Origin of the sequence: Nostoc paludosum FACHB-159 (genome assembly GCF_014698835.1) — a bacterium.
Lineage (GTDB): Bacteria > Cyanobacteriota > Cyanobacteriia > Cyanobacteriales > Nostocaceae > Nostoc > Nostoc paludosum.
Genome location: NZ_JACJTU010000017.1, coordinates 1 through 20,088 on the forward strand (window position 1 = coordinate 1; position 20,088 = coordinate 20,088).

Annotated in this window: 17 protein-coding genes; 9 read left to right on the forward strand and 8 right to left on the reverse strand. The window is 40.7% G+C overall.

Going from position 1 to position 20,088, the window contains the following annotated elements; all coding sequences use genetic code 11:
- The first annotated feature begins 41 nt into the window (after nt 1-41).
- Nucleotides 42-1,733 carry a serine/threonine-protein kinase gene (locus tag H6H03_RS18280; protein ID WP_190956645.1) on the forward strand — a complete coding sequence of 564 codons (1,692 nt, stop codon included), beginning with the start codon at nt 42-44 and terminating at the stop codon, nt 1,731-1,733.
- Nucleotides 1,734-1,847: 114 nt separating this feature from the next.
- Here H6H03_RS18280 and H6H03_RS18285 read toward each other — a convergent pair whose 3' ends face one another.
- From H6H03_RS18285 to H6H03_RS18300, 4 genes are all read right to left on the reverse strand, one after another.
- Complete coding sequence (locus H6H03_RS18285; RefSeq protein WP_190956524.1) at nt 1,848-2,636, reverse strand: ABC transporter permease; 789 nt, start codon at nt 2,634-2,636, stop codon at nt 1,848-1,850.
- Nucleotides 2,637-2,712: 76 nt separating this feature from the next.
- A complete protein-coding gene (locus H6H03_RS18290) occupies nt 2,713-3,696 on the reverse strand; it encodes an ABC transporter ATP-binding protein (RefSeq protein WP_190956525.1) in 984 nt (327 codons plus the stop codon).
- 228 nt (nt 3,697-3,924) lie between these two features.
- Entirely contained in the window at nt 3,925-5,571 is a 1,647-nt protein-coding gene (locus H6H03_RS18295) for an ABC1 kinase family protein (protein WP_190956526.1), read from the reverse strand.
- 234 nt (nt 5,572-5,805) lie between these two features.
- A complete protein-coding gene (locus H6H03_RS18300) occupies nt 5,806-6,870 on the reverse strand; it encodes a mannose-1-phosphate guanylyltransferase (RefSeq protein ID WP_190956527.1) in 1,065 nt (354 codons plus the stop codon).
- Between the two features lie 115 nt (nt 6,871-6,985).
- On the opposite strand from H6H03_RS18300, the gene H6H03_RS18305 reads away from it, so the two are divergent.
- The 5 genes from H6H03_RS18305 (at nt 6,986) to H6H03_RS42055 (ending at nt 10,630) form a co-directional block, all read left to right on the forward strand.
- On the forward strand, nt 6,986-8,500 hold the full coding sequence (locus tag H6H03_RS18305) for an LCP family protein (protein ID WP_190956528.1): 1,515 nt from the start codon (nt 6,986-6,988) through the stop codon (nt 8,498-8,500).
- 106 nt (nt 8,501-8,606) lie between these two features.
- Nucleotides 8,607-9,113 (forward strand): pentapeptide repeat-containing protein, encoded by a 507-nt coding sequence (locus tag H6H03_RS18310; protein WP_190956529.1) that lies wholly within the window; start codon nt 8,607-8,609, stop codon nt 9,111-9,113.
- Nucleotides 9,114-9,155: 42 nt separating this feature from the next.
- Nucleotides 9,156-10,082, forward strand: a complete 927-nt coding sequence (locus H6H03_RS18315) for a hypothetical protein (protein WP_190956530.1) — start codon at nt 9,156-9,158, stop codon at nt 10,080-10,082.
- Nucleotides 10,083-10,166: 84 nt separating this feature from the next.
- On the forward strand, nt 10,167-10,454 hold the full coding sequence (locus H6H03_RS18320) for a hypothetical protein (protein WP_190956651.1): 288 nt from the start codon (nt 10,167-10,169) through the stop codon (nt 10,452-10,454).
- On the forward strand, nt 10,352-10,630 hold the full coding sequence (locus tag H6H03_RS42055) for a Uma2 family endonuclease (protein ID WP_190956531.1): 279 nt from the start codon (nt 10,352-10,354) through the stop codon (nt 10,628-10,630). Before H6H03_RS18320 ends, H6H03_RS42055 begins: the two co-directional genes overlap by 103 nt.
- 112 nt (nt 10,631-10,742) lie before the next feature.
- Here H6H03_RS42055 and H6H03_RS18330 read toward each other — a convergent pair whose 3' ends face one another.
- The 3 genes from H6H03_RS18330 to H6H03_RS18340 all read right to left on the reverse strand — a co-directional run bounded on the left by H6H03_RS18330 (nt 10,743) and on the right by H6H03_RS18340 (nt 15,412).
- A complete protein-coding gene (locus tag H6H03_RS18330) occupies nt 10,743-11,336 on the reverse strand; it encodes a Uma2 family endonuclease (protein ID WP_190956532.1) in 594 nt (197 codons plus the stop codon).
- 419 nt (nt 11,337-11,755) lie between these two features.
- A complete protein-coding gene (locus H6H03_RS41805; protein ID WP_313931878.1) occupies nt 11,756-14,656 on the reverse strand; it encodes a GAF domain-containing sensor histidine kinase in 2,901 nt (966 codons plus the stop codon).
- A gap of 180 nt (nt 14,657-14,836) precedes the next feature.
- A complete protein-coding gene (locus tag H6H03_RS18340; RefSeq protein WP_313931875.1) occupies nt 14,837-15,412 on the reverse strand; it encodes a GAF domain-containing protein in 576 nt (191 codons plus the stop codon).
- A gap of 671 nt (nt 15,413-16,083) precedes the next feature.
- Between H6H03_RS18340 and murJ the strand changes: the two genes are divergently transcribed.
- The 3 genes from murJ (at nt 16,084) to H6H03_RS18355 (ending at nt 19,060) form a co-directional block, all read left to right on the forward strand.
- Nucleotides 16,084-17,748, forward strand: coding sequence for a murein biosynthesis integral membrane protein MurJ (gene murJ, locus H6H03_RS18345; RefSeq protein WP_190956533.1), 1,665 nt, complete (start codon nt 16,084-16,086; stop codon nt 17,746-17,748).
- A 292-nt stretch (nt 17,749-18,040) separates the two neighbouring features.
- Nucleotides 18,041-18,562 (forward strand): outer membrane beta-barrel protein, encoded by a 522-nt coding sequence (locus H6H03_RS18350; RefSeq protein WP_190956534.1) that lies wholly within the window; start codon nt 18,041-18,043, stop codon nt 18,560-18,562.
- 207 nt (nt 18,563-18,769) lie between these two features.
- Nucleotides 18,770-19,060 (forward strand): hypothetical protein, encoded by a 291-nt coding sequence (locus H6H03_RS18355; protein ID WP_190956535.1) that lies wholly within the window; start codon nt 18,770-18,772, stop codon nt 19,058-19,060.
- Between the two features lie 85 nt (nt 19,061-19,145).
- Here the strand turns inward: H6H03_RS18355 and trhO are convergent, their stop codons facing one another.
- The gene (gene trhO, locus H6H03_RS18360) at nt 19,146-20,054 is read right to left on the reverse strand and encodes an oxygen-dependent tRNA uridine(34) hydroxylase TrhO (protein ID WP_190956536.1); all 909 of its coding nucleotides are present in this window, start codon (nt 20,052-20,054) and stop codon (nt 19,146-19,148) included.
- Between the last annotated feature and the right edge of the window lie 34 nt (nt 20,055-20,088).

Consider the following 20,088-nt stretch of genomic DNA (forward strand, 5'->3'; position numbering starts at 1 on the left):
CCATCCCCTCATCCCCCACTCCCCACTCCCCACCCTCAGTCATGAGCCTTTGTATCAATCCCGTTTGTCCTAAACCAAATCACCCAAATAATCATCAAAACCGTTTTTGTCAAAGTTGTGGTTCTCATCTGGAATTGCTAGGGCGTTATCGGGTGAATTCTCTGTTGAGTGACAAAACAGGTTTTAGTAAAGTTTATGAGGCATACGAACAAAATACCCCCAAAATCCTCAAGATACTCAAAGAAGATTTATCAAGCAACCCCGAAGCAGTAGAACTATTTCAGCATGAGTTCACTGTCCTTTTGAAACTAAACCATCCCGGTATTCCCAAGAAAGATAGTTATTTCCAATATCAAACTCGAAATGGTTTAGTTTTGCATTGCATCGCAATGGAAAAAATCGACGGTTACAACTTAGAAGAGTGGTTTCAACAGCACAATCAACCTATTTCCCAAGAACAAGCGATCGCCTGGTTAAAACTGTTAACAGAAATTTTAGATTTAGTCCATAACAAACAATACTTGCATAGAGATATTAAGCCATCCAACATCATGATTAAACCCGATGGCCAATTAGTAATCATTGATTTTGGCACTGCCAATGAAATCGTCAAAAACTACCCAGACGAAAGCCCTAAAATGACAGCACTGATGTCGTCTGGTTACAGTGCTCCAGAGCAAATGAATGGTGAAGCAGTGCCACAATCAGATTTCTTTGCCCTGGGACGCACCTTTGTGTTTTTGCTGACAGGAAAACATCCCTTAGATATGTATGATGTCCAGCACAATTTGTTGCACTGGAAAAATCATGCGATCGATATCTCACCCTTACTATTAAATTTAATTGATTGGCTGATAGCACTAGATATAGAAAAACGTCCCAACAATGCCCAGGAAATTTTACAGCGGTTAGAAGAAATTGAAAATAAACTAATAAAAAATAATACTTCAAATCCCGATATCAATAACTTTGAAACCGAGCGATCGCTCCCAATAAATCCAAACTTTTCCAATGCAAATAACCATCTGGAAAAATTACCGCTACTGCGGATTTTCGCAACACTGCTAGTAGTTTTAGGATTACTTAGTATACTAATAATAGCAACGCAGACATCAAAAAGTTCTTTAATACCAAATTATGGGCAATTTCCCGAAAAAAAAGGTAATATTGATTATTTTCCCTATCAAGAAGGTAGAGATAGTCAAGGAAGAATCGCCAAATTTAACATCGCTGTTTTATCACTACAATACAAGTGGGTTGTAGGTAGCAATTTTCAAATTCAAAATAACGATCAAATTATTAGCCTTAACCTTTTAAAGTTGAACTTAGAAACAGAAGGTATACAGAATATAATGGAAGAACCCAGTGAAATTATTTCTGTAGGTACAGCTTCTTGCAAAGGCAATATAGAATTTCAACAACGTGTAGCTTTAGAACGTTCCTTCCAAATACAACTTTTAGTAAAAAAATTATTTATCAATCAACCCAGCATCAAACGCTATCGCTTATTAAACTTGGGTCAATTTAAACGGGCTGATTGTCAAGCACACCAGGATTTAACTACATATCAAAGAAGTATTATAATTATTGGCGTTAAAAAAGAATCAACAAGCGTAATTCTAGATGAAGCTTTACGAAATAGGTTAGAAAAAAAGCCTTTTGCTGATTTTAAATTAGAAGATTATTCTTTGGGATCGGCTGAGAAATTTAAGACCATACCAGGTAATTTATAATGATTATTTCTGGCGGATAGATAAACCTAAAACACCACACTAAATTTAGAATTTGGTGAGATTTTTAGGTAGCGATCGCAATTTCCTATCTCTTGATTCTGAATTTTACTGTACTTAAGCTCCCATGCCAGAATAGCGCTTCAAACCCGCACGCCAAAGCAAGCGATTCGCACCCAAAAATATTAATATCCAGCCCATCATTGAGAAAAATCCTCGCCATATATCCGCAGGTAGCCCCACCAAAATACTTGCAGGAAAATCAACTAAATAGGGAAAAGGTGTAAACATCACTATTTTCCGTACAGGTTCTGGAAAAACTTCTAAAGGTGCTATCAAACCAGATAAAAATAGATAAAACAACAACCAAAAATTTTCTAAAGCGCTAGCCCGTTCTGTCCAAAAAGCCAGCATTGCAAACGTATACTGAATTATAAACCGCAAAGTAAAAGCCAGCGCCACCGCCAATATAAACAACAGAATTTGGCTTAAACTTGGTAACCAAAAAGCTTGAGGATAAAGAATAAAAAATAATCCTATTAATAAAAAAGCGAAGCTCAAACGGGCAAATCTTTCAGAAATATGCCCTGCAAGATGATGCCATACTGGATCGATTGGTTGTAGTAATCTCGGCGAAAGCTTGCCTTCTACTACCTCTCTTTCAAAGTCCCAAATTACCCAAGCCACGGTAAATTGCCTGACAATAAAAACGGTAATGAAGTAACGGGCAAAATCTACAGGTGATAGTCCAAACCGCCCACCTTGGGCTGCTTGTATCCAAATACCCATGAGGATAATTGGCAAAGTTCCAGCCAAAACCCATAAAATAAGTTCTGCTCGATATTCAACCATATAGGCATAGTATACAGAGAGAAAAGTTAAGGCTTTTCTGATTATCCGCTTCATCTATTTACTTCCCACAACAAAAATTATTTAACACCCAGAATTTAGACTTTTTGTACAGACGCGATTAATCGCGTCTCTACTCCACCACCCCCGCCTGAAAAACTTGCCCAATCACCTGTTCTATAGGCGGTTCGGTAACTGTTAAATCAATTACTTCTAAATCTGCCAAAATTTTAGATACAGTGCGGGTGAGTTCCTCTCGTGGCACCAGAAAACGCGCTGTTCGCCCTTCTAGGTGTTGCACATCACCATAGGTCATGAGTTTTTGTATTGTTATAGGTTGGGCTAACTCGATATCGACTTCGCGGTAAGGAGCAAAACGTTCTAACAGCCCATCTAAGCTACCGTCATACATTAAGCTTCCTTCATGAATCAACAGCACCCGTTGACACAAAGCTGTAATGTCAGCCATGTAATGACTTGTTAACAGCACTGTAGCTTGATAAATTTGATTGTACTCGCGCAAGAAATCGCGCACCGCAGCTTGAGCATTGACATCTAGTCCCAAGGTTGGTTCATCTAGAAACAACACGTGGGGACGGTGCAAAAGTGCTGCTAATAGTTCCGCCTTCATTCGCTCACCCAAAGACAACTTTCGCACTGGTTGGGTAAGTTTACCTTCCAGGGAAAGCATCTCTGTTAATTCTCCTACCCGCCGCTGGAACTCTTTATCAGAGATGTTGTATACAGCAGCATTAATTTTCAAAGAATCTAGCGCTGGTAAATCCCAAATTAGCTGTTGCTTTTGCCCCATCACCAAAGTAATTTTTTGCAAAAATGCTTCTTGGCGACGAAAGGGGACTTGTCCGGCTACTGTGACTGTACCACTCGAAGGATGAATCAGCCCCGTGAGCATTTTGAGTGTGGTGGTTTTACCAGCACCATTTGGCCCTAAAAACCCCACTACTTCACCAGGAGCAATTTCAAAGGAAACATCCTGAACTGCTTTAATTGTACGGTAGGTGCGGTGAAAAAAGTGGGCGATCGTGCCTTTAATACCCGGATTTTTTACCGCCACAGGATAAGATTTGCTTAGCTTTTCGGCAATGATAACTGACATATTTCTATCTTAGAACTACAGAAAAAAATTCAAAATTCAAAATAAAAAAAGACTTTTATAGTTGACCTCTTAGCTATTTTTTCGTTGGCATTTCAATGCAGATGAAGCTCAAACATAGATGAACACAGATAATTTATCTGTGTTTGTCTGTAGTTCCAAATAATCAAATGCAGATTTAGTAATCATAAGTTCCCTTATTGGGAATTATTCAATCCAAAAGCATCAACTTTACCGTAAACGTCCCGATCGCAGTGTACTAATAATTAGCCACAAACCCAATAAACTAGCGGCTGCAAACAAAGCGCTGCTTAAAAAAGATAGCTGGGCTGTCTGCGCTCTGGTAGTAATAATTGCTGCTCCCATAATTAGGGAACCCACTAAAATGCTAAAAGATAATCGGTTAGCAGCGTCGTCCATAGTTCGCCGCACGCCATCTAAGCCTCGCAGTGATAAATTCCACTGTAGGGTTTCGGAGGTAACTCGGTCTAATAACAGTTCAATTTGTCGGGGAGATTGCAAAGACAGACTTTTCAAATCTAAGGCTGTTCTTAAGAGCGATCGCACTGGATTATCCCCTAATAACTGCCGACGAAACAAGTCTGTAATTAATGGCTTGACTTCATCAAAAAAATTAAGCTCTGGGTTGAATGTCCGGGCTACACCCTCTAAATTGGCCAGGGTTTTGGCATACAATCCCATATTGCTAGGTAATCTAATTTTATTGTTGCGGGCAACTTGTAAAACCTCATAAATTATCTGACTGAAGTTTATTTGCGTTAGGCTGACGTTGTGATATTTTCGCAGCATCCGGTCATAATCATTTTCTAACCGCGATAAAATTACTGGCTGACCAGAATCTGAGAGCTGCAAAGTTAACTGAGCGCACCTTTGAGCATCTAAATCTACGATCGCCAACAACATTTCTGTTAATATCTGCTGTGTGCGAGGATCTAGCCGTCCCACCATCCCGCAGTCTAAAAGCGCAACCCGACCATCTTTGAGATAAAACAAGTTACCTGGATGGGGATCTGCATGAAAAAATCCATCTATATATAGTTGCTGAAAAAATACCCGAAATAATAAAGTAGTTATTTCTTTACGCTCTACAGCAGGGTCTTTGCCATTGTTGCTACTGTTCAAATCTGCCGACAGGAACGGCACCCCGTCTAACCATTCCATCACCAGCAATTTTTCTGTGGTCAAATCCCAATAAATTTCCGCAACCACTATTTGTTTGGGATCGTACCAGCGACTATTAGATAAGTTACGTCGCAGTTGGTCAGTAAAACCTGCTTCTCGTGTAAAATCTAACTCAGCTTCCAAGGCTTTGGTAAATTCTTCCGCAATGGATTTGATTTCGTAGGTTTGCCCAAAATCAGTACGCGCTACTAAATCGGCAATACCTTGAATTAAAGCAATATCTTGGGCAATAGTAAGATCGATCCCCGGACGCTGCACTTTGAGAGCGACTTCTCGACCGTCTACTAATGTAGCCCTGTGCGTCTGGGCAATCGATCCCGCTGCTACTGGAACAGGATTGATTGTACTGAAAGTTTCTGCCAGTGGACGTTTTAGCTCTTTACGAATGAGTATTTCCACCTCCGACCAAGGAACTGGCGGTACCTCATCTTGGAGGGTTGACAATTCTTCTATATAAGATGCGCCAAGTAAATCTGGACGGGTGGAAAGAAGCTGACCGAGTTTGACATAAACTGGCCCTAAATCAACCAGAATATTTTTCAAAACCGCAGGTGTAGGTAGCTGGGGTTCATCAGCTTTACCACCAGTCAGTAACCTTCGCATATAGTCCCAGCCATTGCGAAGGAAAACTTCAATAATTTCTCGTTGACGGGGAACAGTTTGAGTTAGAAACATTTTGGGATGTGGGGATTAAGGAGTGGGGAGGTGGGGAGATGGGGGGGATGGGGAAGTGTGGGGGGATGGGGAAGTGTAGGGGGATGGGGAAGTGTGGGGAGAAAGAGAATTTATGCCCTCGTCTCTTCCCACACCTCCCACACTCCTGTTTGCCCAATTCCCAATTCCCCTTTTTCAACATTCAAGTTATAATGAGAAAATAGACTTTTTAGCTTCTGCCAAGGGTTTTAACTTTTACAGCAGGTCGGTGAATCGGGAATCGCTCTGGAGAATTTTCAGGATCTGCTTAATTTCCTGGGTACGTTCTTTTTTAACAACAAGGGTGACGTTGCGATCGCGCACAATCACCACATCGTCTAAACCAATAGTAACAACTACATCCTCTGGATTTGAAGCATAAATAATTGCCCCCTCGGTATCTAGTCCTATATGGGTAGCAAGCTCTACATTGGGAGTCTCTTCTTTTTTCAGTAAGCGTTCGATCGCATTCCAATCTCCTAAATCATCCCAACCAAAGTCAACTGGTAAAACGTATGCTAGACTTGTCTTTTCCATGAGTGCATAGTCTATACTCTTCTTAGGTAACTGGGGATAGACATTAGACCCATATTGTTGTAATGGTTCAATGATTTCTGGAGCATGGGTGTGTAGTTCCTTGAGAACAACTCCTGCCCGGAAGACGAACATGCCACTATTCCAGCTAAAACGTCCCGTAGATAAAAAAGTTTCTGCTATTTCACGGTTGGGCTTTTCAGTAAAGCGGTTGACGTGATAAGCTGGCAACTCATTAAAGCTACCTATTTTTTCACCTTGTTCAATGTAACCGTAACCGGTTGATGGAAAAGTAGGCTTGATCCCCAGTGTGACGATGGCTTCTGTGGTCGTCGCCAGTTGCGTAGCTGCACTTAGTGTGTCTGCAAACGCCTGTTGGTCGGCAATCCAGTGGTCAGCAGGGAAAAAGCCAATCACAGCGTCTTCACCATAACGTTGTTTGATTTCTAAACTTGTCCAAGCAACGGCGGCGGCGGTGTCTCTTCCTTCTGACTCAATTAGTAAGTTAAGAGATGGTAGATTGGGTAATTGTTGTCTAACCCCTTCGGCTATCTGACTAGAAGTGATTACCCACAAGGAATCCCACCCGCCAGCGAGTTTTAACAACCGATCGGCGGTTGCTTGTAATAAGCTTCTAGAGCTACCATCAAGACTTAAAAATTGTTTGGGTCGGTCTCGCCGGCTTAAAGGCCAAAAACGTTCACCTTTACCACCAGCAAGGATTACAGGGAACAATAAAGTATTCATGTTGTCATACACGTCTACTGAAGAACATTACAAGTTTACAGTGAGGTTTTCTACTGGCAATATTTGTAGCTTGCATTAACATACTTTTAGGGAGTGGTTCAGTGGGGAGATAATCGTGATAAAACAAGTCGAATGGTCGGAAAATCAGGTCACATCAGGGCAAGTAGTATTTGAAGATGAAGTGCGGGAGCCGGAACTTGAAGATCCGGAAAATCAAGCAACACTTCCATCAGTAGCAGACCCCCAACAAGAGGTCGAATTCAAAGCGCCAGCAAATACTAATCGTAGCGTTGTTGAATCGGTGGGTGCAATTCCCAATCAGCTTTATGAGAGATTGGGCTTGACCATGCCTCGATGGCTGTTATGGTTCATGACGATTGTTATCGGCATCATTTTATCTGGGCTGCTGGTGTCAACGTTAGCGTTATGGACTCCTTTATGGAGCAATTTAGACCGAACAGATGATGATTTAGGAACTGGTACTAAGGACGAGCAAAAAATCCCGCTACCGGGCGAACTATGGAGCAAAATTTCTCAGTACAAGCTTTCACGACCCATGAACATCCTAATTATGGGGATTGAACCAGTCAACGGTACCGTTGATGGTTCGCCAGAAAGCTTTGCTGGTAAAAGCGACTCTATGCTGCTAGTACGGCTCAACCCTAATGAAAAATCTGTACGGGTGCTTTCCATCCCCAGAGATACGATGATTGCGATCCCAGAAAAGGGAGAAAAGGGTTTAACTAAGGTATCTGATGCCAATGCCCAAGGCGGCCCAGTTTTGGCTGCACGGGTAGTTAGCCGTACTTTAAACAATGCCCCAATCGATCGCTATATTCGCATCTCTACCAGCGGTTTACGCCAGTTAGTCGATCAATTAGGTGGAGTTGAAGTCTTTGTTCCCCAATCAATGGAATATAAGGACTCCAGCAGTCATCTGTCGATTAATTTGGTTAGTGGCTGGCAAACCCTCAACGGCGAACAAGCAGAACAGTTTGCCCGGTTCCGCGAACCCGGTTTGGGAGATTTGCCAAGGGTGCAGCGCCAGCAAGCACTCATCGCAGCACTGCTGCAACGCCTCAATAGCCCCACCCTCTTACCCAGGTTGCCTCAATTAACTCGCCTCATGCGAAAATACTTTGACACCAACCTGAAAATGGAAGAAATGATGGCGTTGGTGAATTTCGGTCTGAACTTAGATCGAGATAACTTCCAAATGACCGTTTTGCCTGGTACCTTTAGCCGCTTCAGCAAAGACCCTGATAGCTATTGGCTGAACATGACCGGACAACAAAGCCTGCTGAATGATTATGTTGGGGTAAATGTACCTGGTCTTAAGCCAGATATGCGCCGGGTTCCTAACCTCAAAATTGCTATTCAAAATGCTTCCAATCAACCTCAATTAACTGAAAAAGTTATTGCTTATCTTAAACAGAAAGGCTTTACTAATATTTACAAAGTTCCTGATTGGCCAGATACCCAACGTCAAACTCAGATTGTTGTCCAAAAAGGTAACCGACAAGTTGGGGCTGATTTGCAACAAATCTTAGGTTTGGGTCAAATCGAGGTGGCGGCCATTGGTGATTTAGAATCTGACCTGACAATTCGCATTGGGAAAGATTGGAAATAATCATTGGGCATTGGTCATTGAACAAATGATAAACCGCAAGTGATGAGCGTCGGCTTCCGGCGCTCATCACTTTGTAAGATATAACTAATGACTAATAATTAAAGTTATGAAAAAGATTTTATTCCGCTTTTTGGGTTTGATTGTGATTTTGATACTAGCAGTTATGTGGATAGTACTTAATCCAAAACCTGCTTTTGCTCAACTAAACACAATCAACTACAACAATATAAATTTAGAAAATCGTGACTTTTCCCATACTGATTTGGCAGGCGTAACTTTTGTTGCAGCAGAAATGCGAGGGACAAATTTTCAAGGCGCGAATTTAACCAACGCAATTCTGACTAAGGGAGTTTTATTAAACGCAAACCTAGAAGGCGCGAACCTGACTGGTGCTTTGGTAGATCGCGCAACTATGGATGGTGCTAATCTGAAAAATGCCATATTTACAGAAGCAACTTTAACCCGCAGTCGTTTTTATGATGCTGAAGTCACTGGCGCTGATTTTAGCGATGCTTTAATTGACCGCTATCAAGTGTCGCTATTGTGTGAAAGAGCCGATGGCGTAAATCCAGTTACAGGTGTGTCAACGCGGGATAGTTTAGGTTGTAAGTAGATAATTTGAGTGTTGAGCTTGAAAACACAGATATACTCAAGAATGCAAGATAAAACTGCCTTATTAGACTATACATTATTAATTACGAATTTGCTTTTATTTTTGTATTTTCTCAAAGGGAAAAATCTAAAAGTTCATGAGCAAACACAGAATAAACTTAACTTTACTATCGAACCAAAGTTGCTTCGATTTCTTGGGTTATTTATTGGGCAATTAGGAATAATTTACTTATTTGCTATTTTTGCGATCGTACCTGTGACACAACTTAATTGTGACCGCGTAACGCAAAAGTTAGAAGCTTCCAGTATTGAGCAAAAGTCAACAAAAATTATATGTCAACTGAGAGAATTTGATTTTGTTGGTCATGAAAAAAGCCAAAAACAAGTTTCTGGATTACTTGGAACTAGTTTAGAAAAACAAAATAAAACAGATAAAGAGGGAAAAATTATATATGAATATCAAGTTCAGCTATTGACTAATACAGAGAGTATTCCATTTAGACGAATTCCTTACAGTGATTATTTTTCTGAAGAAGCAGAGTTTATAATATTAAAGATTAAAAATTTTTTGGCACAACCTTTAGAAAAAAAATTATTGGTTAAGCAAGATGACACTATAATGCTTTATGGTGCAATTGGAATGACCCTATTTTGGTTTTTATTAGGTTTACTGATTATAGCACCAAGTTCATTTATTAACTATTATTTTGATAAAGAATCAAATAGTTTCACTCTTAGCTGCTATCGATGGTTTGGGATATTGGGAAAAGCGATTTCTTTGTACTCGTTGAATGAAATTGTTAATGTTAAAGTTGAAAGCTTTAATTATGATGAAGGTGGCACAGGGCATCGAGTTAGCTTAATTTTAGAATCTGGTGAAACTGTGCCTTTGAATGGGTGCTATAGTTTTGGTTTTCAAGAGGAACAAGAAATAGTTAAGATGATCAAAAGTTTCCTCGCTGCAAATTAGTAGGTGTCTATACCTCAAGATGAATTGGTGCGATCGCACTCCGAATAATCCTAAACTATATTCAGTAGATACGAAGGTAGCAACATGACTACAACTAAACAAATAGTTACCTTTGAACAATATTTAACTTATAACGATGGCACTGATACACGCTATGAAATGGAACGGGGAGAATTGATACCAGTGGCTCAAGCTCGTGGCGGACATGGTGAAATCATGCACTTTTTAGAACGTGGTTTTACAACACAAATTGAGCGACTAGGACTAAATTGGGTTGCGCGTCAAGCTGCTATAGTGCTGGAACCGAAAGCCGCGACCATCGAGCCAAAAGAGCAGAATACAATATTGTTGGCATCCCAGTTTATCTACTAGTAGATTTTCTGGACTTTGACCAAAATGGCAAAGCAGTAGATAAGCGCGTAACAGTTCTCACTTTAGTTGAAGTTTTTTACGATGAAGCAGTTTACAGGGGAGAACAAATTATCGAAATTCCTACATTCCCCGAACTGAAGCTGACTGTTAACCAAGTTATTAATGCTGGTGTATAGGTATATAGCAGGGAACAGGGAATGGATTAACCTCCGCGATAGAAGATTATTCTACGCATCTTGAGGAAAAATCCTCGTCAAATCCAACAAGGTATCTTCAAACTTTCTCATTTCATAAGGTAGATCCAGTACCTTTTGGAAAAATCCTCGTCAAATCCAACAAGGTATTTTCAAACCCAGGAATTCCTACTTTCTCATTTGGTAAATAGATTTGCTTACTGAGATAATTAAACTTACCTTGAGCATTTTGATAAGGTTGACTGTAATGCTCTAACTGACGAGCATTTAAATTGACAATCCAATAGTTAGTAATTCCAGCTTCTGCGTAGAGTTCTAACTTTTTTGTTTGGTCATAATCTAGGGTTGAGTCGGAAATTTCGACAACCAAGAAAATATCTTCGGGATAGGGATGATGAGCTAAATAATCAACTTCATCTCCTCGTGCGATCGCAACATCTGGCTCAGGCTCACTATTTGATGGGAGAATAATCGGTTCTTGACAACGCACAACAGCGCGATCGCCTAAAAGTCGGTCTAGTTGACGGCAAAGTCGAGTTGCACAGAAGGTATGAGGTGTTCCCTTAGCTACCATTTGAATCAATTCTCCCCGTATTAATTCGATGCGATCGCCCTCCTTTAAAAATCCGAGTTCAATTAACTGATGATATTCTTCAATGGTGAATCGCTTCGGTGTGACAACGCTCATAACACAATTATCCAACGTTATTCTTTCACTTGCACCGTAGCAAAAATTAAGCTACCTGCCCACTTCATAATAATTCTTCCAAATTAACAAGGAGGTAGTCAAAAACTTTAAACTGCTCTATAAAATTTACCCAAAACTACCTCAATCTAGTAAAAGCTAGACATGGCTAGTTTTAGAAAGCTAGGTTTTTAACTTATAGCTTTTTCTAATCTGGTGAGGTACTGAATAATTCACTCTCTAAATTAGGCAAACATCTGTCTTGAAAAGCTTTGATGCCTGCGGCAAGCCCCTTCGGGTCTACGCCGGAAGCCGGCACTCAAACTTTTTGCTGCGTAACTCTGCGCTTGACTCTGCGCCACTTTGCGTTTAAAAACAAAAATTTCTGTACCTCACTTAACAGGGAAACGCTATATTCGTCCTTAATTATCAGTGGGAATTTTAATTAAAAACTCTGTTCCTTCACCTGGTTTGGACAAACATTTAATTTCACCATGATGTTTTTCAACCACAATTTGATAGCTAATAGACAATCCTAAACCTGTACCTTTACCTGGTTCTTTTGTAGTGAAAAACGGGTCAAAAATGTGCGATCGCACTTCCTCTGGCATACCCAAACCATTATCAGCTATTCTAATTAAGACTTGCTGATTAACTATTTGCGTACTAATCCAAATAGTTAAGGGAATCCTGGGGCGTTTTTCTTTTGAATCTAAATATTTTTGCTGTATAGCTTTGAATTTTTCCTCTAAAGCATCAACACTATTGCTCAGGAGATTCATAAATACCTGATTTAATTGCGCCGGATAGCATTCGAGTAAAGGTAGGGTACTATATTCTTTAATAACCTCAATAGCTGGGCGATCGCTATTACTTTTTAGCCGATGCCCTAAAATCAGTAAAGTACTATTTAATCCTTCATGAACGTCTACTGCTCTCAATTCTGCCTCATCTGTACGAGAGAAGTTTCTCAGTGATAACACAATTTCATGAATCCGCTCTGCTCCTATCTGCATTGAGTCAACTGTTTTGGGTAAATCTTCAATAATAAAGTCCAAATCAGTCTTTTCAATTTTATTTTGTACATCTGGCAGTTGACGATAAAATTTCGCAACTTCCAGTAGTTCTTGAGTATATTCTTTTAAATGTATAAGATTGCCAAAAATAAAATTAATTGGATTATTAATTTCGTGAGCAACTCCAGCCAGGAGTTGTCCTAAGCCAGCCATTTTTTCACCCTGAATTAATCGGCTTTGAGTTTGTTTTAATTCTTGTAGAGCTTGAGTTAGTTCTGAAGTTTGACGTTTGGTTTGTTCGAGCAATTCTGCTTGCTGAATTGCAATTCCTAATTGCACTCCCACTTGAGCCAGGAGATTAATTTCCTCATCTTTCCAATAACGTGGTTGAGAATTTTGATAAGCAACTAACAAACCCCATAATTTTTCCCCTTGACGAATGGGAACGAAAGTTTCGTTGCGTGGAAGTTCATTATCATCATCTGTGTCTTCAAAGGTTTGTAAAATCAATGGTTGAGTTTGTATCACAGGTTTCCAACCATCTTTAAAGGAATCTGCTACAAATTTACCGCTCCAATCTGAGTTAAAGCGGTAAATTGCAACTCGTTCAACTTCGAGTAATTCTCGTACAGCTTGAGTAGTAGTTCTAAAAATAGTTTGAATATCGAGAGACTGACGTATTTTATCAATAGTAGCAGCCAACAATTCTTGTCGTTCCATTGCTTTTTCTCGTTCAGTAGCTTCTGCTAACTGGACAGCTTGCATTTGAACTTGTTTGAAATAAGAATCTTGTTTTAATGCTACTCCTAATTGTTCGGCAATTTGAGTAGCAAATTCAATTTCTGATGGTTGCCATTGACGAGGAGCGTTACATTGGTGGATACATAGTAAGCCCCAAAGTTCGCCTTTTTTCAAAAGTGGAGCGACCATATTAGCACGTACTTGAAATGCTGCTAGAATTTGCACATAACAGGCTTGAAAATTTCCTTGATAAATGTCAGCGATCGCATTTACTCGACCTTGGGCATAAAGCGGTGCAAAATGTTCGCTAAAGCAGTAATCGAAAACTTGTTCTCCGATTGCTGAAGTCCAACCATCAGCCACATCTTCATAAACAAATTCTCCTTCCCAGTCATTTTGAGGATTAAAACGGAACACTCCCACTCGGTCAGCTTTGAGTAGTTGCCGCATTTCCGTAACAGAAGTTTGAAAAATAGTATCTAAATCTAAAGATTCACGAATTCTAGCAATAACACTAGTTAATATCTTTTGTTGTTCTGCTTGATATCGAGCTTCATGCAAAAGTTTGTTATGTTGTAAAGCAACGCCTAAATTTTCTGCAATTTGGCTAACAAATTCAATTTCCGAAGGCTGCCAAGTTCGAGGATTGCTGCATTGATGAACACACAATAATCCCCATAATTCACCCTGCTTCAACAAAGGAACCACCAGATTAGCTCGCACTTGAAACTTGCCCAGAATCGTTACATGACATTCACTTAATCCCGCGTCGTAAATATCTGCAACTGCTTGCACTCGACCTTGTTGATAATCAATAGCAAACTGTTCCCCAAAACAGTGGTCGTAGACTTTCGCTGCTATTACTGAGTCGCATCCAGTTACAACATCTTCGGAAATAAATTCTCCTTCCCAGTCTTTTTGAGGGTCAAAACGAAAGACTGCCACTCTGTCTGTTTGTAACATTTGCCGGACTTCGGTGACAGAAGTTTGAAAAATTGTTTCCAAATCCAGCGACTTCCGAATACGAGTAATCACGCTGGTTAATGTTTTTTGTTGTTCTGCTTGATACTGAGCTTGTGCTAACAACTCATGATGTCGCAGTATGACACCAATTTGCGTGCCAATTTTACTCAACGATTCGACTTCATAGGATTGCCATTCTCTAGTTGAGGCATTTTGGTAAGCAGCAATAATTCCCCAAAGTTTATCTCCTTGGAGAATTGGTGCAGTTGCAAAGGCTTTTGCTTGAAATTGCTCTAACAAAGTGACATGGCAATCTGTTAATCCGGCTTGATAAATATTATTAACTGTAAATGTTTCGTTTTTAAGGTAGCGTCCACCTTGAGTTTGCTGTAAATAAGTATCAGCGATCGCTCCTTGAATTCCAACTAAGGGAGTCCACCCTTCGGCAAATGATTCAGCTACAAAGCTACCACTCCAATCGGCATGGAAGCAAAAAATTGCAACTCGGTCGGCTTGCAGTAGTTTGCGTATTTCTTCACTTGTTGTTTTAAAAATAGTGTCAAGATCGAGAGGCGAACGAATTGTATCAACAAGCTGAGCAATTACTTGGTCGCGCTGGGCTGCTTGAGCTAATTTTGCAGCTTGTAATTCAACTTCATGGAGATGCTTTAAGTAGGTCGGTGTTGAAAATTGTCGTTATGACAAGGCAGAAGGCAGAAGGCAGAAGGCAGAAGGGAAGAGCTTTTTGGGCATCTTTACTTTTCGTTACATATTTTGGTTTTTTTACCCTGTTCTACTTACTTGTTGGATAGCAACTGTTAAATGATCAGCAATTTGGCGAATAAATTCAATTTCTGATTCTTTCCAATTACGAGTATCACTACACTGATGAATACAAATTAATCCCCATAGTTTCTTCTCCCTTAATAGAGGAACAACGAGGTTAGAACGGATCTGAAATTGAGCCAAAATTTTTATATGACAATCACTCAAGCCCGCTTCATAAATATCACTAACTGCTTGCACTTTTCCCTGTTGATAACTAGCAGCAAATTGTTCTCCAAAGCAGTGGTCGTGGACTTTGACAGCCATTGCCGAAGTCCAACCAGCTGCAACATCCTCTGAAATAAATTCTCCTTCCCAGTCTTTTTCAGGATCGAATTGAAAGACTGCAACTCGGTCAGCATTGAGCAACTGACGCACTTCCGTAACTGTAGTTTGAAAAATCGTCTTTAACTCAAGAGACTCCCGAATTCGTATAATCACACTCGCCAGAGCCTTTTGTTTCTCTAGTTGTTCTTGAAGTTGAGTGCTTGATAATAGAAGTTGATTTTCAGTGAAAGTTGAATTGAGTTCCATTGCTATTGATTTGAGGGATTGTTATACAAAAATTTATCATGTCAAACTTCGTCAGGTTGAAGAGTGTCAAGCTTGTAAGTATGACAAACTTCTTTTTGAAGTATCCAATTCTTGTAAAGAAGATGGTTATTGTTATAGTTCCCCTTTCTTGACCTATCTTCACAACTTGTTAAGAATCAGTCATTAGTCCTTTGCAAACACAAATGACAAAGTGCAAAGTGTCTTGGGTAGTCGTTCAAAGAAGCAAGCTAAGCAAAGCGTCTTGTAGAGAGGTTTGCGATCGTCATAACTCTGTCAGACACGACAAATGACAGTTATTATTTCTGAAAGTGCTATTTAAATGTGTAAACCTTAGCTCAATTGTTGATTGTTCGCTAATTTTACCGCATGTCTGTGTATGCATTAGTATAAAATTTTAGCGTTTTTAAGCACACACTAAAATATGTAGACGGGCAGTGACTGATGCCTATTTGCACGATCGCTTTGTCAATACCCTGTAATGCGTTAACTAAGGAAAAGGCCATGTCTGGTGATAAGACACTTTGCGTCTACGCACTTGACTAATTGCCGTTAGACTAATGACTGACTTATCAAAATCAGCCTGACAGACCATAAAATTTAGGTTAAATGTTTTCAAGTATGGACTTTGCAGGAGTATTCAGGTATTTTTCGTGACACAACAAGACCAAAAACCCTCTCGTTCTTTCGCTGGAATTGCTGGCATTGTTGCCATTGCCACATTAATTAGTAAAATCTTTGGTTTAATTCGGCAGCAAGCCATCGCTGCTGCTTTTGGTGTTGGTGCAGCTGCCACTGCCTATAGTTACGCTTATATTATTCCTGGCTTTCTATTGATATTACTAGGTGGTGTGAATGGGCCATTACACAGTGCGATCGTCAGTGTTTTAGCCAAGCGTAAACAACAAGAAGCCGCACCCCTAGTAGAAACAGTGACAACACTGGTGGGTGGATTGCTGTTAGTGGTGACATTTGCTCAAATTTTCTTGGCAGATGAAATTGTTGATTTAGTCGGTCATGGTTTAGATCCAACAACCAGAGCGATCGCTATTCAACAAATCCAAATCATGGCACCGATGGCTTTATTTTCGGGATTAATTGGCATTGGCTTCGGTACTCTCAACACAGCTAATCAGTATTGGTTGCTCTCCATTAGTCCTTTATTATCAAGCATTACCGTTGTTGCTGGTCTTGGTATCTTGGCTTTGCAACTAGGTAAGGACATTATCAAGCCAGAGTATGCCTTCATTGGTGGCATGGTCTTAGCTTGGGGAACCTTGGCAGGGGCAGTTCTCCAGTGGTTGGTGCAGCTAGTTATTCAATGGCGATTAGGACTAGGTACATTACGCCTGCGGTTTGATTTTAAATCTCCTGGCGTCCAAGAAGTAATCAAAATTATGACTCCGGCAACAATTTCATCGGGAATGATGCCAATTAATGTCGCTACTGACCTATATTTTGCTAGTCCCATCCCTGGTGCAGCGGCAGGATTTAACTATGCAAATCTGTTAGTACAAACTCCTTTAGGAATTATTTCAAATATCATTTTGCTGCCTTTATTACCAATATTTGCCAAACTTGCTAGCCCCGAAAATTGGCACGATTTAAAATTACGCATTCGCCAAGGGCTTCTACTTACTGCCTTCACTATGCTACCGCTAGGAGCTTTGATGGTGGCACTATCTGTACCCATTGTTCGGGTAGTATACGAGCGCGGTGCTTTCAAGCCGGAAGCCACGCAACTAGTCTCATCCTTGCTAGTAGCTTATGGAATTGGCATGTTTGTTTATTTAGCGCGTGATGTCTTGGTGCGAGTTTTTTATGCTTTAGGAGATGGACAGACACCTTTTCGCATCAGTACTTTTAATATCTTGCTAAACGTTTTACTAGATTGGTTTTTCGTTAAACCTTTTGGCGCTCCCGGTTTGGTGTTAGCAACAGTGGGTGTAAATTGCGGCTCAGTATTGATGCTGTTGTGGTTACTCGATCGCAAACTCAATGGTTTACCTTGGCGTGAGTGGAGTTTGCCGATTATTGGCCTAACTGCTGCTAGTGTAGTAGCTGGTGGAGCCAGCTATGGAACTTTGGTTGCTTCTCAACAATTTTTAGGTAAAACAGGTTTCCTGATTCTGCTGTTGGAGTTGTGCCTATCTGGCTGCGTGGGAATTGGGGTATTCGCGGCGATCGCTTTATGCATGAAAATACCAGAGGTGAATACCTTTGTGGATCGTCTGCATCAGCGCTTTTGGAAAAAAAAGAGAACTTACGCAAAGGTAACGGAACCAACCGCAGAGGACGCAGAGGACACGGAGGAATAAGAGTTGCAGAGAGTTATTGTCTAAGTATTAAAAAAGTAACATCCGGTAGGGTAGCACACCTGTGCTACCCTACTTTTCTTAAATTCTAAATCGGCAGTTATACCAAGATAATTTCAAACCCATTGCCCATTGCCCATTGCCTATTCCCTGTTCCCTGCTATCTATCACCCTACTGGGTGAAAAACAATTCAACCACCAAGGTGAACCGAGTGTGGGAGGTTACATTTTGTAAAAAAAGAGATTCTGGTAATAGAGAACATTCATATTACCTAACTCTAGTAAGAAGAATCTTATGAAACTGACAAAATTAACTGCTTCTTTCCTCGCTGCTGCTTCCATTATCCTCTCAGGTGGCATTGCTTCTGCTCAAACAGCGGGTACTAACGGTACTAATGGTAACTATATTGGTGCTGGTATTGCGGCTGGTGCAACCAGTGGCGGACAAGGAAACGATGACGCACAACTTGGTGGGAATGTTCAAGGACGTTACGCCGTTCCCAATGCACCTGTTTCACTACGGGGTTCTGTGCTGTACGGTGGTGATTCTGCTGCCATTATGCCCATAGTTACTTACGATGCGCCCATCGCTAAAAACACTAACCTTTACTTCGGTGGTGGTTATTCTTTTGTAACTGACGAAGGTCAAAACAGCCCATTAGGCAATCGCAATGCACCTGTAGTCACCCTTGGTGTTGAATCAGAAGTTGCTAACAATGTCATCGCCTATGGTGATACCAAATGGGGCATTGACGCCTATAAAAACAGTGATGCTGATGCTGTGAGCTTCCAAGCTGGATTGGGTTATCGCTTCTAAGATCGCAACGGCTGATTCAGAAGCTAATGATATCTGATAAGTGCGATCGCAATCTATCCTCTGAGATCTGAGTATCTACACTCAGATCTCAATCTTTTTATTAATCATTTTTATTTATAACTTTGAAAAAAAATCGTATTGGCTATTATTGAGACTTTCTCTTAGAGTGAAATTAGAGATTTTATATGCTTGTATAAGAGATTACTCATGGACAACATTAATCCCATTCCCGAAATAGTGGGTGAAACAACAGATGTTGAAGTTTGGCTGATTCGGGCAGGGCTAAAATTTTCAGACTTAGGTGATGATGCTGGAAGTATTGCAATTCGTAAGCAATGGCGAGAGTACCAAGCCGCAGTTCAAAGATGCTGTGCAATCCTACACCAGCCACCTTCAAAGGTTCAACTCGGCGGCGATTATGCCAAGCTGAGAATACCTGGTGGCTTGAAGGGGACGCGTGGAGGCGGGGAGGCAAAGACACGGGGACGTGGAGAATAATCAATGACAAATGCCCCATACTTCTCTACGAGAGGCTGCGCCAACGGCTGCGCTCAGTACAAGTGCCCAATGCCCCATGCCCAATCTATTCCTTATTTTTCTTAGCAAGTTGGCTTTGGTAATGTCGCCATTTTTCCTGCTGACGCGCTCTTTTTTCATCAGTTAGGCTATCAAAACAATAAGCACAGGAGATACCTTGCTCATATTTGGAAGATAATTTATCTTCCTCAGAAATGGGACGCCCACAAGATAGGCATAATTCATAACTTCCTTCCTCCAACCCATGACTGACGGCTACGCGTTCATCAAAGACAAAACATTCTCCTTCCCATAAACTTTCTTGGGCTGGAATTTCCTCTAAATATTTGAGAATGCCGCCTTTGAGATGATAGACTTCTGCAAAGCCTTGGGTAAGCATAAAGGATGAGGCTTTTTCACAGCGAATGCCACCCGTACAAAACAGAGCAACTTTTTTGTGTTTTGTTGGGTCGAGGTGTTGGCGCACATAATCGGGGAATTCCCGGAATGAGACAGTTTGCGGATTTTCTGCTCGTTGGAAAGTACCGATATTCACCTCATAATCATTGCGGGTATCAATCACAGTTACTTCTGGGTCGGAAATTAAATCATTCCATTCCTGGGGAGTGACATAAGTACCAACTTGTTCGTTTGGGTCAATTTCTGGCAATCCTAAAGTGACAATTTCTTGCTTTAACCGCACCTTCATCCGCTCAAAAGGTGGAGTTTGGGTATAAGATTCTTTGTGTTCTAGGTCAGCTAGACGAGGGTCAGAACGCAAAAACCAGAGAACAGAATCGATCGCCTGACGCGAACCTGCTATTGTACCGTTAATTCCTTCTTCTGCCAGCAAAATTGTTCCCTTAATACCTTGCCCTTGACAGCAGGACAGCAAAGGTTCTCGCTTTTCGGCAAAATCTGGCAACTTGACGAATTTATATAGTGTTGCGACGACTTGGATATTTTCTGGCTTCATCCCTTTAGTAATTGAACAATATAAGTTACAATAA

Bases quoted from the DNA above. Each gene is read 5' to 3' on its own strand.
- H6H03_RS18280 (WP_190956645.1), top strand. From the start codon at position 42: ATGAGCCTTTGTATCAATCCCGTTTGTCCTAAACCAAATCACCCAAAT.
- H6H03_RS18285 (WP_190956524.1), bottom strand. From the start codon at position 2,636: ATGAAGCGGATAATCAGAAAAGCCTTAACTTTTCTCTCTGTATACTAT.
- H6H03_RS18290 (WP_190956525.1), bottom strand. From the start codon at position 3,696: ATGTCAGTTATCATTGCCGAAAAGCTAAGCAAATCTTATCCTGTGGCG.
- H6H03_RS18295 (WP_190956526.1), bottom strand. From the start codon at position 5,571: ATGTTTCTAACTCAAACTGTTCCCCGTCAACGAGAAATTATTGAAGTT.
- H6H03_RS18300 (WP_190956527.1), bottom strand. From the start codon at position 6,870: ATGAATACTTTATTGTTCCCTGTAATCCTTGCTGGTGGTAAAGGTGAA.
- H6H03_RS18310 (WP_190956529.1), top strand. From the start codon at position 8,607: ATGAAAAAGATTTTATTCCGCTTTTTGGGTTTGATTGTGATTTTGATA.
- H6H03_RS18315 (WP_190956530.1), top strand. From the start codon at position 9,156: ATGCAAGATAAAACTGCCTTATTAGACTATACATTATTAATTACGAAT.
- H6H03_RS18320 (WP_190956651.1), top strand. From the start codon at position 10,167: ATGACTACAACTAAACAAATAGTTACCTTTGAACAATATTTAACTTAT.
- H6H03_RS18330 (WP_190956532.1), bottom strand. From the start codon at position 11,336: ATGAGCGTTGTCACACCGAAGCGATTCACCATTGAAGAATATCATCAG.
- H6H03_RS18340 (WP_313931875.1), bottom strand. From the start codon at position 15,412: ATGGAACTCAATTCAACTTTCACTGAAAATCAACTTCTATTATCAAGC.
- H6H03_RS18350 (WP_190956534.1), top strand. From the start codon at position 18,041: ATGAAACTGACAAAATTAACTGCTTCTTTCCTCGCTGCTGCTTCCATT.
- H6H03_RS18355 (WP_190956535.1), top strand. From the start codon at position 18,770: ATGGACAACATTAATCCCATTCCCGAAATAGTGGGTGAAACAACAGAT.
- trhO (WP_190956536.1), bottom strand. From the start codon at position 20,054: ATGAAGCCAGAAAATATCCAAGTCGTCGCAACACTATATAAATTCGTC.